This is a genomic window from Streptomyces alboniger (genome assembly GCF_008704395.1).
GTDB classification, from domain to species: Bacteria; Actinomycetota; Actinomycetes; order Streptomycetales; family Streptomycetaceae; genus Streptomyces; species Streptomyces alboniger.
In genome coordinates, this window is the sequence record NZ_CP023695.1 from 608878 (window position 1) to 624241 (window position 15364).

The following is a 15364-nucleotide window of genomic DNA, read 5'->3' on the forward strand; positions in this document are numbered from 1 at the left end:
AGTTCACAGATGGCCAGGATGGCTATGCGGCACAACGGCGGCTCTAGCGGCAGCTGCCGGCGCACCTGCGGAACGATCCGCTGCGCTGACACACCTCATTCGGGCACTGAAGCCGAGGGAGCGGAGGGCCCCTCGGCACCTAGCACAGGATCCCCGGTTAGCGAAACCGGGGATCCTCCGCACCATTAGTGGTCCACCGCCATTCCCTGCCCATCACGTCGAAAGGCAGCGTCACGACGACAGCCCACAACTCCACACTCCGCTTGGGCCGATGCCGTAGCGGGGGATCTCTATGCCGCGGCGTAGCTGAGGCGGAGAAGGTCTCCGGCGCGCTCCAGGTCGCGCTCCGTACGCAGTTGCAGTTCCAAGTCACCCGTGCCGTGGTGGCCGAGCCCCGTTACATCCCGGGTGAAGCCGGGAACAAGGTCGACCTCGTTCGGGTCGGCCTTGAGGTAGACGAGGAGCTTGGTCTGCTGGGGCGGGCAGACGCTGGCGAAGTTCCGCAGCCGCCGGTAGGCGCGGTACTGCTTGCGCTGCACCCGGGTCACACCGTCCCCGAGTCCGACCAGGACCTCGTCGACCGCCTGGGCCAGCTCAGCCATCGCACCGTCCCGCTCCCGGACCGGCGCCCCGGCCGCTCGTCGGCGCACCCGCTTGGCCTGAGCCGAGTGACCCGTGACGGAGGCTACGGTCTCCAGGCCGAAGTGGTCGCTGCCGAAGTAGCGGTAGCGGACCAGGTCGATCGAGCGCCGGTGCTCTCGTACGGCGTGCGCGTCGTAGCGGGTGAAGTCGCTGGCAACGCAGATCAGCCGGGGTGCGCTCCACAGGATCTGGGACGCGGCCGTCACCCCGAGCCGGTCGCGGACCAGGTTCCGGAAGGCGTCCTTGTGGTTCGTCAGCCAGGCCATGTAGTAGAGGCCCTGATTGATCACGCCGGCGTTGGTGCCGCGCTTGTACTCGACGATCACGGGCGCGCCGTTCTCATCGAGACCCAGCGAGTCGATCCGCCCGCCGTCGACACAGTCGATGACGAACTCGCTCGCCAGGAAGGTGACGCCCAGCATCGTCTCCATGTGGGCCTCGACGAGGTCCTGCACATCCGCCTCGACCGCAGCCAGCCGCGGCGTGACCTCGGTCATGCCGCTATTTGTCGTGTGGAACAGCTTCAGGCCCGACACCTTCCCCTCCTCGGCTCGGAGATCACCAACGCCGATAGGGTGCAGGTTGTTTCCGCGAGAGGCTTCGGAGCCGTGAAGATAGTGTGAGACCCTACATACGGCCTGGCTGGAGGCAGCTCGCGTCCCCCAGCCACCAGGGATCTACGATTCCCCCATGTGTCCCCCGCGCCCTGGGGGACAGGGCCAGGAAGCTGCGTTTTCGCAGGTCAGCCCCTGTAGCTCAGCGGATAGAGCACGTGCCTTCTAAGCGCTTGGCCGCAGGTTCGAGTCCTGCCTGGGGCGCCACTGACGTCACGTCAGGTCGGCCGCGTTTTGCCTGATTTGCCCCGACTCGAGAGGCGGATCATCCACCACCCTTCTCTCAGGAGTACCTCATCCGCCACCCTCTCCATCGCTTCCCTTGACGGAGCCGGTGCCGGTGTACGCAGCCGACCCCGGCGACCATGAGGCCCTGCTGGACACGTTCCTGGAAGAGCAGGGCGAGTGGCAGAAGTACCGCACCTGGGAAGACTCCACGACCATCGCGAACCACGAGTCCCTGACGCTGCGCGCGATCTTCGACCACGACGCCGAAAACCGCGAGACCAAGTGGACCTTCGCCGCGTACGAGACGCCGGTCAGTGACCGCCTCTGGCACGGCACGGGCACCGCCTCCACACCGACCGCGGTCGTAAGCGCACTGCCGACGCGATAGCCGCCGAAAACGCATGGAGCAGCCCCCCCCTTCCCCCGCCATCACTGAGGCGACGGAGCCGCTCGCCGACGCGGAGTGGAAGCACACCATCGACGGGCGCTACCTCACCTGGGAAGCCCACGGCCCTCAGGAAGGCGGCGTACAGTTCGACGCCTTCGCCTCCCAGAGGCCCAACAGCCCCCTCCCGACCTGGACCATCTGGGGCGGCCACACCGCCCACCAACCGGCCTGGGCACTCCAACTCTCCGCAAACACCCCCGCGGACCTGGTGCAGTACATCACCTTCGAAATGGCCGAGGGCTCAGCCCGCCGCCTCATACATCCAGCAGCTGACGGCCTGGCGCTCCGCACCACGCTAGTCCCGGCTCCGGTGGCCAAAGCGACCCCGGACACTCGCCTTCCCGGCCACGGCCGATGAAGCCCGACCCTGCACAGGACTCCGCCTCCCCGCCAATCCGGCGCGGTGAGGACGGACGCGTCCTCCAGCACTTCGGTTGCATGCGGCTACCCGTTGCGACCCCTCGTGGGGTCGATGAGGACTGGTCGTCGTCGCTGTCCGGGCGCCCGCGCTCATTCCCGGTTGTGACCCCTCGTAGAGTCGATGAGAACGATCTGTCCACCCGCCTGCGGATTCCCGGTGCTCACATTGTGACCCCTCGTAGGGGCGATGAAGACTCCGGAAGACTGCGCACCCGCCGGTACGGCCAGGTGTTGTGACCCCTCGTAGGATCGATGAGGACCGCCGCCACCGGAGTCGCCTTCTACCGCATCCGCCGGTTGCGTCCCCTCTTAGGGGCGATGAGGACTCTTCGCGGCCGTCGCGCTCCAGGCCGCCGACATGATGTTGTGACCCCTCGTAGGGGAGATGAGGACCCGCCGGGGTGCGCAGGCCGCGCAGCTCAGCCATCAGGTTGTGACCCCTCGCAGGGTCGATGAGGACCTGGCCCGCGCGGCCGCCGCCCTGTGGCCGACGTTGTTGTGACCCCTCGTAGGGCCGATGAAGACACGCCTTCCGCGAAGTCGGGATCAAGGTGGTCACGCTGTTGTGACCCCTCGTAGGGCCGATGAGGACTGGCCGTCGCCGCCCTCGGGTTCGCCCTTTCGTAGTTGTGACCCCTCGTAGGGGCGATGAGGACGCGAGGAATTCGAGGCGCACCTCGGCGAGCTCGACCTGTTGAGACCCCTCGAAGGGTCGATGAGGACAGCCAGGGCCGGGCCGTCTCTCCCCGGGACTACGCGTTGTGACCCCTCGAAGGGGCGATGACTGGCATGAAGATTTCAAGATCGCGAGCGCTCCCAGGGCCTACCTGGAGCGGCTAGCGGCAGACCGTACCCCACTCCTTTGGGAACTCACACATACGCGACCGCTACCGACCACTTATGCCTGCATTTGGCCACCTCCACTGCCGTTGTCAGTGGCCGCTGATAGACCTTCAACTTCGGGCCACGGCCGATGAGTTGGCTGTGATAGGCATGCCGGTATCTCGATTTCCGCAGAGAGATTTCACGTACCGAAATTGGCATCCCTTTGCGGACACACACGTGTCCGCTGACCAGCAGGAAGGGGGGAATATGCGTCTCCGCGTCCACGTCAGCACAAGGGCACGGGAGATCCCGTGGGACCAGGTCATGGCACCTGGCCGCGCCATCGTCTACACCGCACTCGCACGTCAGGCACCACAGCTCGGCGCTAAGGTCCACGACGGCGGATGGGGGCCACATCGCATGGCGCCCTTCGGTCACAGCACCCCGGGGTTCCCTGGAGCTCCTCGGATCAAGGGCACTTACGTGGCCGGGGGGAGCGGCACCGTCGAGTTCGGAAGCCCTGTAGGCGAGATTATCGAAGCGCTTGCCAAGGACTTCGCGACGATTCCCCTCCTGGACTGGGGCGGCGTGGCGCTGAACATCAACGCCGTGACACGCCTCGTTCCGCCGGCCTTCGCCTCCGGCCGGGCGCGGTTCCGCACCGTCAACCCCATCGCCGTCAAGAGCGAGGTGACGCGGGCACCCGACGGCAGCCGGAGAGGAGGGACGTGGGTCCTTCCGGGCGAGACGGGATTTGACGTCGCTCTGAGTCACAGCCTTCACCGAAAGGCGGAGACCTTCGACTGCGGCTCGGCGTCTCTAGAGGCCATTACCTGGATCGGGCCCCAGCGGTCCTTCTCGGTCGTCGGCCACGGCACGACTACCTCAGGCCCGGTGCGCTGGGGGAAGAAGACCGGCGCGGCTGTGGAGGTCGACGTGTCGGGGGCGCCTGCGGCGCTCCAGGCCCTGTGGTCCTGTGGCATCGGTGGAGCGACGTCGGCTGGTTTTGGCTGGGTGAGGTCCTGATGACGACCACCACCGCCCAGGACGAACTCCGGCTCACCGCACATCCTCTGCAACGTTCGGGCGCCTACGCCATCGCCACCCTCGCCAGAGCAGCTCACCCGGAGACAGTCACCGGCGACCAGTTCCATCAGGTCGTCCAGCGCATGATCGACGACCTCATCGCTGCCAGCACCGTCGTCAAGGGCAGCGCCGGCTGGTACCTCAAGGGCGTCTCGTACACGCTGTGGCCCAACTGCGCCCTGCACTACAAGAGCAAGTGCACAGCTGAGGGGATCACCGCCTGGCGCACGGCACCTCCGGTCGAGGAGTGGCCCGGCGCGCCGTGCTCGCTGTGCGGAAGGCCAGCCTGCGCCTGGTACGGGAACGTCGACATCCCCCTGGGGGCCAGCGTCGAGCACCGCAACACCACCGCCCCCGACCATCAGGGCAATCCGCTGTGCTTTCCCTGCGTCAGCAGCTTCCACTCTCTGCCCTACGCGTTCACCGCGGGCGGTGGTCTCCTGCAAGGCGTCCATTCGTGGGATGAGCGGTTCATGGCTCGCGCCACCCGCAGCGCGGTGCCCGTCAACTGCCGGAGCATGGCCGTCCGGGGCGACCTTAAACGAGGCGGTGGCGCGTTCGCGGTCGAGCTCACCGCCCTGCGGACGCTGCGCTGGTGGGACCGCCGTATCACCGCCGGGGTCCAGTGCATCCAGTTCAGCAACAGCACCAGGGATATGAAGTTCCAGGTCGAGGACATGAACCAGGCCCTCGCCGAGTGGCTGCGGACAACCGCCTCGGACTCCCAGCGCCGCACCGGATTCCGGTACCTGGCTGAAAGTCAGGCCACCGCCAAGGTTCCGGGACTGCGCATGCTCGCCTGGCGAGCCTTCAACCGGCCTGAACAGATCCCCTATCGGGCCACCGCCTGGCTCCGCGACCAGATCACCGACACCGGCGGCATCCCGGCCTCGGTTCCGCATCTCACCCCCCTCATCCGCTCCTACCTCACGGAGGTCCTGCACGTGCTAGAGAAGGAGGTCGGGCACGTCACCACCATCGCCCGCCGTATCGCCGACGTCGTCGCCACCGACGACGACAAGCGCCTCAAGAAGTTCGTCGTCGCCACGCGCAGGCCCAACGACCTCAAGAGTTGGCTGCGCAGCGAGATCGCCGACTGGGTCAAGAAGCGCCCCGCCGACGCCGCGAACTCCCCCTTTATCAGCGTCCCCCAGTGGCGAACGCTCTTCGACTCCGGCAACAGCTCCTGGAGCGCCCGCGAACTCCTCTTCGTCGCCGTCTTCGAGGAACTCTGCGCCCGCGGAGCCACGCTCGAGGCCACCGACGAAACGACCACCGACGACGACTTCAAGACCCTCGACACGAACGACCAGGAAGAGAGCTGACCATGAGCGTGTACCTCACCGGCAAGGCCGTCCTCGACATCCAGGCCGGCGCCCCCAACAACGGGCGCGGCACCGCCGACCAGGGCAACGTCACCCCGGTCAAGCAACACCGCACCGGTGGCAAGACCTACCCCTACGGATCTGCGCAGTGGTGGCGCCGCATGCTCAGGGACAGCTTCCCCGACACCGATACGCCCTCACCCATCATCATCAACGGCAAGGACGCCAAGCAGCAGTCCTACACCTCCGGCCGCCCCGACCGGCACACCGACGACGACCTCTTCGGCTACATGGCCGCCACCAAGTCTGCCCAGCACATGCGGGACACCGTGTTGTCCACGGGCACCTTCGTCTCCGTCGCCCCGGAACGGCCCACCCGCGATTTCTGCACCATGAGCCGGGGCCTGCCAACCGGCGCCAACCCCATCCTGCACGAGCACGAGTTCTACACCGCAGCGCTCCAAGGGGACCTGCGCCTTGACCTGTTGCGGGTCGGCTTCTTCGAACAGGAAGGCAGGGTCCGCAAGGCGGCCCTCTCCGACGAGGCAGTCAAGGAAGCCCTCCGAGCCGGTTGTGTCGAAGTCACCCGCCGAGGCAACACCGGCATCCTGCTGCCCATCGAGGAGCGCCGTCGACGCGTGGGCTTGCTGCTGCGCACGCTGGCCTCGATGCACGGCGGAGCCAGTGGTGCAGCGCACTACGGCGACCGGACACCAGCCCTGATCCTCCTGGCTCCGATCCAGGGAGGGAACCAGCCGTTCACCCGGATCCTGGCACCGGTCGAGGGAGAGATCCGATTCTTCCCGGACACCCTCCGTGAGGAAATTGCAGCCTGGGCCGATGTCCTCGACGGGACGGTGCACCTGGGCTGGGCCCCGGGCTTCCTCGGCGACCAGCGCGAGAGCGCTCGCGCCGAACTGGACGATCTGATCACAGCCGGCCGTCTGATCATCGACCACCCCCGCGTCGTCCTGACGAACCTCGCCCAGGCCATCGAGACCGGCCATCACGACACCTGGTTCCAGGACTAAGCCCCCCACTCATCCGCCCCATAGGGTCCCAGCGCCTGATCCGGCTCCCTCCCCGCAGCCCCGTACCCGGCCGGAAGACCAGCTCACCAGGAACAGCCAGGAGAACCCGTGGCACCTGCCGAAGCCCTCGAGATCACCGTCACCGCGCCCATCGCCAGCTTCCGCAACCCTCTTTACCAAGGCATGCAAGTCGGCCTTCCCTGTCCTCCCCCAAGCACCGTCGGCGGCATGCTCGCCGCCACCGTCGGCACCTGGGACAAAGTCCCCGAGAATACACGGTTCGCCATGACCTTCACGGCAAAAGGCTCCGGCACAGACCTGGAGAGCTACCACCCTGCCTCCGCCAAACCTGCCTACCGCAACGCCACCATCAAGGACCGCGATTTCCTCACCCACATCACCCTCACCACCTGGCTGACCGCCGAACTCGACATGTGGGAGGCCGCCATCCGGACCCCCGTCTGGCCACTGCACCTGGGACGCTCCCAGGACCTCGCCAGCGCACGCACCCGCCGCGTCCACCTCACCGAGCAACGCAGCGGACCCCAGGGCCACGCCGTCATCCCCCACACCACCCCTGCAGATCCACTCACCACCGACAACGGTGAACAGATGCGGCTCCCCACCTCCATCTCCTTCAATCGAGCCCGCACCAAGTGGGATATCTACCGCTACGCCAGCACCGGCACGGACGCCGCCATCGACGCCGACTACGTCACAGAAACCGGCCAGGCTCTGATCCTGCTCCCCCCAGCCCACCCCGTACACGCCGCGGCCCAAGGATGAACATGCACGACCGCCACTCGCTCCGCGCCAAGAGCCCCCGCGGCCAACGCGCCACGGGCGAGCTGCTCACCGACCACTCCCTGACAACGCTCCACCGCGCCAACACGGTCGCCGCCCGCATCGGACGCCTACCCATCGCACATCACCGCTTCGCACTCTGGTTACGGGCCGCCGCCCTTCTGCACGACACCGGCAAGGTCGCCTACGGCCTTCAGCGGCAGATCGGCAACACGCCTGAACCTGCCGAAATCTGGGGCGAGCGGCACGAGGTCCTGTCCCTCGGCTTCCTTCCCACCATCCTCGCCAAGCTCCCACGTGAAGAGCTCCTGTGGATCGCCACCGGCATCGTCACTCACCACCGCCCGCTGACCGGCGGCGAAGGCCGTCACCGCGCGCTCCTCGCCCTCTACGGGCGTGACAGTGCAGAGGACTTCGCGCGAAAGTTCGGCCGCATCGACGCCAACGCCGTTCAGGACCTCACCAATTGGCTGCACACCACCGCCGTCACGGCCGGCCTGGCCTCACCTGGCCCGCCGCCCACGCTCACCGCCGAGAGGCTCCTGAAGGACACCCACACTCTCTTCGGTGAGCTCATGGACCGCTGGGAATGGCCACTGGACTCCGAAGAGGACGCCGACGGGCTGACCGCCATACTCCTGCAAGGCGGCGTCACGATGGCCGACCGCATGGCCTCCGCCCACACGCCCGTGCACCGGGATCACCCGCTCACCCCCGCATACCGGCAACGCCTCGAAGAACGTCTTCGAACCCACGGCCACGGCCTGCGCCCGCAACAAACTGAGGCCGCGCACACCACCGGTCACGTCTTCATCCGCGCATGGACCGGCTCCGGCAAGACCGAAGCCGCACTTCTGTGGGCGCTGCACAACCTTCACGACATGGCTGCCGCAGGCCAGGGCACCCCCCGCGTCTTCTACCTGCTGCCCTACCTTGCAGCGATCAACGCGATGGTCCGCCGTCTCGAAGAAGGAGAACTACAAGCCACAGGCCAAGTGGGCGTCTCCCACTCCCACGCCGCCTCCTACTACCTCAGCCGCGCCCTGAACGATGACTGCGCCAGCGACGCCGAGTCCCTCGCCGCCGCACGCAAATCCCTCGCCCAAGAGAACGCCACCCGCCTCTTTCGCGAGCTGATCCGGGTCGGAACCCCCTACCAGCCCCTGCGCGGCGCTCTGGCCGGCCCCGCCCACTCCAGCGCCCTCCTGGACGCCGCGAACTCCCTGTTCATCCTCGACGAACTGCACGCCTACGACCCGCGACGCCTCGGCATGATCCTCGCCATGATGAGCTTCTGGGAACACCTCGGAGGACGCATCGCCATCGTCTCCGCCACCCTGCCCGACGCACTCCAGGAGGCCATCCAAACCGCTCTGGCCCAGCACGTACAGCTCATCCAGCCGCCGAAGGACACCGTCTTCCCCCGCCGGCACCGCCAGCTCACACGCGACAACGTCCTTGGTTCGGATGCAGCCATCACCGAGATGTCCGGCCGCATCGAGGCAGGAGAAGCACTCCTCGTCGTCGCCAACAACCGGCCCAACGCCCGTGCCCTCTACCGCAAGCTCGGAGGTATCGCCCGGCGCGTCCACCGCGAACGGGACGCGGCGATCATGCTGCACTCCCGCTACCGCCGCGACCACCGCGCGGCCATCGAAGACCGCATCCGCGCCCGCTACCGCAACGGCCACCCGGACCGGAAGGGCGGCGTCCTCGTCGCCACCCAAACCGTCGAGGTGTCACTCGACGTCGACTTCGACACCATCCACACCGCATGCGCCCCCATGGATGCCCTGTGCCAACGCTTCGGCCGCGTCAACCGCAGCGGCGCCAGACCACCGGCAGACGTCATCGTCCACGCCCCCAAGTACCTGCCCCGCCACGGCGAACCTGGCCTCTTCGCTGACGGGGTCTATCCCAAGGAACCGGTCGCCCTCGCCTGGCAGATACTTCGGCAGCACAGCGGAGAGGTCATCGATGAAGCCATGATCGGCACGTGGCTCAACCAGATCTACTCCAACATCCCAGGAAGCTGGGGCAACGCCTGGCGAGATGAACTCAACCAATCGAAGGACCAATTCACCCACGCATTCCTGACCTGGAGCGAGCCCTTCCGGGACCGCTCCACACTCAAGAACGACTTCGACGCAATGTTCGACGGAAAGGAGGCCATCCTCGCCGCCGACCGCCCCGAATACGAATACCGCCTCACCATCGACGACGGACGACGACCAGGACGCCTCCTGGCGGAGGACCTCCTCATCCCCATCGCAGGCAACAACCGCACAACATGGGATGAACAACTCGAAGTTGACATCATCGAAGCCGAATACGACGAAGAGAATGGCCTCGGCGCAATTCGCAACTGACCACAGCTCACGCCACGCCCCCCCGAGGCAAGCACCTTGAAAACTCCATACCCATCATCGCCCCGAAAGGGGTCACAATGTACGCGAAATCTCTCACTCGATTCCGCTTCATCGCCCTACTCAACTGCAACCTCGACCTCATCGACCCTGCAGGGATCACAACGTGGCCGGACCGCACGGCCCGGCGAGATTCCCACTAGTCCTCATCCACCCTACGAGGGATCACAACCGGATACTCTCCAGAGCGTCCGCGATCCGGTTTGCCCGTACTCATCGACGCTGCGAGGGATCACAACTCGCCGGGAACACCGGAGCTCGGGCCCTGCACCGCAAGTCTTCATCGACCCTGCGAGGGATCACAACGCTTCGCGCTGCGGCGACAGGCGGTCAGTCATCGCAGGTCTTCATCGCCCCGTCGAGGGGTCACAACGTCATCTTCCGGTTGGTGTCGGTCAGCTGAGACTCCGGTCGTCATCGACCCTGCAAGGGTCAGAGCGCGACGATGCCGTTGATGCGTTCGGCGGTCTTCTTCGCCCCTGCGAGGGGTCACAACAAGCAGTCACCTGCATCGAGCCAGTACGCGGCGAGCCCTCATACACCCTTCGAAGGGGCACACACTGATGTCTCTGGTGGGGCAGCGCTGATCTGGCAGTCCTCATCCACCCCGCGAGGGGTCACAACTTCGCTCGAATTCGAGCGGGAGGCCAGCGAGGTTAGTGTCCTCATCGCCCCCACCAGGGATAACAACGTGCCGGTCAGCACGTGCACCTCGGGCACGGCGACCATTCCTCGTCCACCATGCGAGGGGTCACAAACTGGAACCTTTACAGGCCACCGCGCACCGGATGCTCCCGTCTTCATCGACCCTACGGGGGGGTCGCAACGAATCGAGGTCCCTGATGATGTCGTCCCAGACTTCGTGTCCTCATCGCCCTGCGAGGGGTTGCAACGTGGCCTGCAGGATGTCCCCAGCGCCGGTCTCGTCCCGTCCTCATCGCTCCTGCCAGGGACCACAACTCCACAGGCGGACACTGGCCTGCTCGGGTCCGGAGTGGCCCTCATCCATCGTGCGAGCGGTCACAACGCGATGTGCGGGTGGTTCTCGCTGTGTCCGCAGTCCACGTCCTCATTCACCCTGCGAGGGGTCACAACGTGTGGTACACGGTGTTGCCCGCCTCATCCGGATAGGGCCCTCATCGCCCATCGAGGGGTCACAACGCGTACTGCGTCTGCAGCTCCGTGAGAGCTTGGCGGTCCTCATCGACTCTGTCAGGGGTCACAACACGATGTCGGGGTGGTTCTCGGCATGCCCTACTTCGAGTCTTCATAGCCTGCTACGGGTCACAACTTGATGGTGCCCCGTTCCCCGGAGGTCGCTGTCTGGTCCTCATCCACCCTGCGAGGGGTCACAACTGGAGCAGGCCCGCCTTGACCAGGTCCTCGCCGAACGGCCCTCATCGACCCTTCGAAGGGGCACAACACGTAGGTGGAGCCGAGCTCGTGCAGCGCCTGCGCTGTCCTCATCGCCCCTTCGAGGGGGCACAACGCCGAGCTCGTCCCGCTTCGGCCGGAGGTGTGCCAGGTCCTCATCACCCCTCCGAGGGGTCACAACTTGTTGGCAATGCCGTGCCTGTGGCTGCCCTCGGAGTCCTCATCGACCCTGCGAGGGGTCACAACAGGCCGAATTCGACGTTGGTCGTCATGCCGGGCATCGTCCTCATCGATCCTACGAGGCGTCACAACGCGGTGAGGCCGTACTGGGTTTCGGCCCACTGCTGGCGCCCTCATCGACCCTACGAGGGGTCACAACGAGCGTTCTAAATGGCCATCACCCCGGAGAAGATGGTCCTACTGAACTCTTCGCGGTGTTGTTGGGGAGGGTGACGGTTGGTGATCCCTGCGGTAGGCCGGTGGTATGCGGTATTCGCAGGGTGGCGGGCTGACCGCCGAGCGGCAGCGGTTTCGTGAGCGGATCCGGTTCGAGGCCGGTGAGCGGTTCGCGCGGGGCGAGAAGAACGCGGTGATCGTGAAGGATGTGCGGGTCAGTGAGCGGTCGGTGGAGCGCTGGAGGCGCGTCTGGCAGGTGGGCGGTATGGGTGCGCTGGCGTCGTCGGGGCCGGCGAAGGTGCCGAAGCTGTCCGATGAGCGGTTCGTCGAGCTGGAGCGGGAGTTGGCGCGGGGTCCGGCGGTGCACGGCTGGGAGGACCAGCGCTGGACGTTGGCGCGGATCCGGGCGTTGATCTGGTGGAAGTTCGAGCTGGATTGTTCGCCGGCGGCTGTGTGGCGGTTGTTGCACCGTCATGGCTGGTCCTGGCAGTCGCCCGCCCGCAGGGCGCTGGAGCGCGATGAGGACGCGGTGGGGTTGTGGAAGAAGGAGGTGTGGCCGCAGGTGGAATGACTGCGGCGGCGCTCGGGGCTTACGTGGTGTTCGAGGACGAGGCCGGGTTCTCGATGACGCCCTCCATCGCCCGCACCTGGGGCCGGCGGGGGCACACGCCGGTGGTGCGGGTGCGGGGACGCTCCTGGCGCCGCTTCTCGATCGCCGCCCTGTGCTGCTATAAACCCGGCGAGATCTCACGGCTGATCTACCGCCCGTATCGTCACCGCAAGCATCCCGGTTTAGCACGCAAGAGCTTCGCCTGGAGCGACTACCGCGACCTGGTCGTGCGTGCCCACCTGCAGCTCGGCGCCCCGATCGTCTTGATCTGGGACAATCGCAACACCCACCGGGCCGCCGGAATGCGTCAGTACGCCGCGGAACACGACTGGCTCACCATCGTGCAGCTTCCCTCCTATGCACCGGATCTGAACCCGGTGGAAGGGGTGTGGTCACTGCTGCGACGCGGCCCGTTGGCCAACACCGCCTTCGCCGATCACGAACACCTCGAACGCGTCTTACGCCACGGCCTGCGGCACATCCAGCGTCATCCCGAACTCATCGACGGCTGCGTCTCCGGCACCGGATTCAGCCTCACCCACCACCTGACAACACTCCGATGAATTCAGTAGCCGATGTGGAAGCGGTGGGAGATGGCTAGGAATAGGAGACAGCTGCGAGCTCTACCCGGGCATCCCCTGCGCGAACAAGAGCGTCAAGGCAAACGCCCCACTGGCCTGTCACGGCCGATCACTGTGGTCGTGATCTGCAGCAGCCTTCTACTGGTCGCCTTCGTGACAGTGGTGGCCCCCAGATACTTGCTGGGCTGGGACGCTCCAGACACGCCTGTCTCGGGTCAGGCCAAGGCTATTAACGACATCCGTACCACGTTGCTGCAGGGCCTGGCCGGAGTCGCTTTGCTGGTCGGTGCCTTCTTCAGCTGGCGACAATTACAGGTCAGTAACCAAGGCCAGATCACCCAGCGTTTCGCAGCTGCTGTGGAGCAACTGGGCAGCGTGAGCCCGGAAGTTCGACTTGGAGCGATCTTCGCACTGGAACGCATCGCCGACGACTCCCCCTATGACCGCGTGACAATCGCGGAGGTGCTCTGCGCATTTGTCCAGCGCAGCTGGCCTGCCGATCCATCCTCAGCACGGCCGGTGGCACGGGATCCGGCTCACAAGCACGAACTTGCCCTTACGCACCGTGCAGCGGATTCCTTGTCCGTACGCTGCACCGACCGTCAGGCGGCCATGACAGTCCTCGGCCGTCGAGCTCTGGTGCCGAATCGGCACGTGTTGGGACTGGCCCGGACCGACCTGCGGGGCGCGAGGCTGGCTTTCGCGGATCTCGAAAAAGCCGACCTTCATTACAGCGACCTCTCGGATGTGAATCTCGAAAGCGCAGATCTAAGAGGCGCAGATCTAACTGGCATCTGGCTGGCAGGGTCGTTCCTTCGCGGTGCACGACTGCACCGGGCCGACCTGCGGTCTGCGATCTTGTGGCATGTACGGCTGGAGGAGGCTGACCTGCGGGCGACAGACTTGAGCGGTGCCGATTTGACCGGGGCTGTCCTCAACGGCACCTGCCTGGACCAGGCCGACCTACGCGGTGCCGATCTAACCGGAACGGAAGCCTCACGCGCCAGCCTGGCAGGAGCGGTCGCCGATGCCAGTACGGTCTGGCCCGGCGGCTTTGACGCCGCAGCCGCCGGAGTAGTTACCGCTGATGGAAGTGCACCACCGCCCCGCCCGCAGACCTGGTACGACCTGCCGAGATGAGAACCTGCCTCCGGGAGGCTCGGCCATGGGGGCTCGTGGCGCAGATCGTCTTTCGGTTCGCGGTTGCAGGGCCAACAGACGGCCGCAGAGCTGTCCGCTACTGCACGGAGCTCTGCAGGCGAACCGCCAGCCCTACCGACAACGCACTGCAAAGGTCAGTAATGGTGCTGACCGGCGGCGCCGCAGAGGCGAGCCAGGCGAAAGCTGGCCTGAGCCGCGCCGACGTGGTCACGGAGAGCGGCGAGGCGTCGGCGTACACGTGAACGTGGCCCCGGTTCGGCATCCACAGCGTCGTGCCCAAGCACCCTCTGCCGAACAGTTCCGGGCGCCGCCTTGATGATCTTCCGCCAGGTGGTCGTGGGGATGTACCACCCGTTACTGGGGGGAAGTCCCGTGGCTTCCCAGGGTGCGTGCTGGGCCGTGCGCCACTGAGGGTGGGGACGGCGTGCCGGGCCGCTGCGGAACAGCACGGGTACGTCGATGCTGTCGGCGTAGACAGGTGGCGGGGCGTCGTTCATATGTTCAGGGATCACGCCGACCAGTCTGGCATCGACCATTCAGCGCCTGGTGTTTGCGGATTGAGGGCAACGCGCCGGAACTCCACGCAATTTTCCACCAACGGCCCCACCTTCCCGCGTTAACCCGAGAGCGGGTAGGCCACGCTGAGTACTGGTGCGTTGCTGCGGGGGCCGAAGCGCTGGGTCAGCCATTTGTCTAGGCCCGTCCGTACCGCAATGTCGACGGTGATGCGGAACTGCCCCGACAGTTGTGCCCCCGTCGGTGTTCGGACGATGGTCTCAAGGCCCAGAACGTCTCCGAGCAGTTCGTGGTCCGGAGTCGCGCGCAGACGCCACCCCACTTCCGAGTAGTTCACTCCGTGCCCGGTGACTCGCTGTACGTAAGTCACGCCGTTTCGTTCCTCTACGTTCTCCTCGGTGACTTTGGCGAGCAGCTTGCCGATGTCAGTGCCGAGCTCGCGGCTCTTTGTGGAGGTCTTGTTGTACGGGACCTCCTGTAGGACCACGGTGGGCTTCACCTCGTACGCGATCGCCGGCGTCATGTGGTTGCCGCCGTCGGCTCGGGGGGTGGTGAGGAGTTCGAGGCTCAGCTCGGCAGCGACGAAAACGCAGTCCCCATCGGGGAGGAGAGTCAGGCTCGGCCGTACTCGATGGAGGTCGTAGCCCTGCTGTACCAGCTGCTCGATCTCGCGGGGCAGTGTGGAGGACTCGGAGAGAAGCTCGGCCACGTAGTCGCTGTACCGAGGCGCGCCGAGGCGGACGCGGTTGCGCTTTCCCAACACGGTCGTGAGGTCGGCTTGATCCTCTCCTGGTGCTTTGACGGGGCGACCGTCCAGCCTGATCGGTGCGAGCTCGATTGTGTTGCTGTCCGGGTCGTCGATGTTGGTCATTCGCTC

11 protein-coding genes and 1 tRNA gene are annotated in these 15364 nt (G+C 66.1%); 10 read left to right on the plus strand and 2 right to left on the minus strand.

Features of this window, described 5'->3' with window-relative positions:
* Nucleotides 1-290: 290 nt before the first annotated feature.
* Complete coding sequence (locus CP975_RS02650) at nt 291-1178, minus strand: DUF5655 domain-containing protein (protein WP_055528784.1); 888 nt, start codon at nt 1176-1178, stop codon at nt 291-293.
* 209 nt (nt 1179-1387) lie between these two features.
* On the opposite strand from CP975_RS02650, the gene CP975_RS02655 reads away from it, so the two are divergent.
* From CP975_RS02655 to CP975_RS02705, 10 genes are all read left to right on the plus strand, one after another.
* Nucleotides 1388-1463, plus strand: a tRNA-Arg gene (locus tag CP975_RS02655).
* Nucleotides 1464-1596: 133 nt separating this feature from the next.
* Nucleotides 1597-1872, plus strand: a complete 276-nt coding sequence (locus tag CP975_RS02660; protein WP_150476528.1) for a DUF317 domain-containing protein — start codon at nt 1597-1599, stop codon at nt 1870-1872.
* A 13-nt stretch (nt 1873-1885) separates the two neighbouring features.
* Entirely contained in the window at nt 1886-2290 is a 405-nt protein-coding gene (locus tag CP975_RS02665; RefSeq protein WP_055528782.1) for an SPDY domain-containing protein, read from the plus strand.
* Nucleotides 2291-3660: 1370 nt separating this feature from the next.
* Nucleotides 3661-4203 carry a CRISPR-associated endoribonuclease Cas6 gene (locus CP975_RS02670; RefSeq protein WP_199782917.1) on the plus strand — a complete coding sequence of 181 codons (543 nt, stop codon included), beginning with the start codon at nt 3661-3663 and terminating at the stop codon, nt 4201-4203.
* Nucleotides 4203-5588 carry a hypothetical protein gene (locus tag CP975_RS02675; protein ID WP_055528780.1) on the plus strand — a complete coding sequence of 462 codons (1386 nt, stop codon included), beginning with the start codon at nt 4203-4205 and terminating at the stop codon, nt 5586-5588. The genes CP975_RS02670 and CP975_RS02675 overlap by 1 nt, the downstream gene beginning before the upstream one ends.
* A gap of 2 nt (nt 5589-5590) precedes the next feature.
* Entirely contained in the window at nt 5591-6619 is a 1029-nt protein-coding gene (gene cas7i, locus CP975_RS02680; RefSeq protein ID WP_055528779.1) for a type I-B CRISPR-associated protein Cas7/Cst2/DevR, read from the plus strand.
* A gap of 108 nt (nt 6620-6727) precedes the next feature.
* Nucleotides 6728-7405 (plus strand): CRISPR-associated protein Cas5, encoded by a 678-nt coding sequence (gene cas5, locus CP975_RS02685; protein ID WP_055528778.1) that lies wholly within the window; start codon nt 6728-6730, stop codon nt 7403-7405.
* 2 nt (nt 7406-7407) lie between these two features.
* Complete coding sequence (locus CP975_RS02690; protein ID WP_055528776.1) at nt 7408-9792, plus strand: CRISPR-associated helicase/endonuclease Cas3; 2385 nt, start codon at nt 7408-7410, stop codon at nt 9790-9792.
* 1915 nt (nt 9793-11707) lie between these two features.
* Nucleotides 11708-12792 (plus strand): IS630 family transposase gene (locus tag CP975_RS36510; RefSeq protein ID WP_425474222.1). Its coding sequence is split into 2 segments (ribosomal slippage): nt 11708-12169 and nt 12172-12792, totalling 1083 coding nucleotides; the frame shifts between segments, so codons are not numbered across the junction.
* Nucleotides 12793-12930: 138 nt separating this feature from the next.
* On the plus strand, nt 12931-13950 hold the full coding sequence (locus tag CP975_RS02705) for a pentapeptide repeat-containing protein (protein ID WP_167532660.1): 1020 nt from the start codon (nt 12931-12933) through the stop codon (nt 13948-13950).
* Nucleotides 13951-14587: 637 nt separating this feature from the next.
* Here CP975_RS02705 and CP975_RS02710 read toward each other — a convergent pair.
* Nucleotides 14588-15358 carry a hypothetical protein gene (locus CP975_RS02710; protein ID WP_055528773.1) on the minus strand — a complete coding sequence of 257 codons (771 nt, stop codon included), beginning with the start codon at nt 15356-15358 and terminating at the stop codon, nt 14588-14590.
* Between the last annotated feature and the right edge of the window lie 6 nt (nt 15359-15364).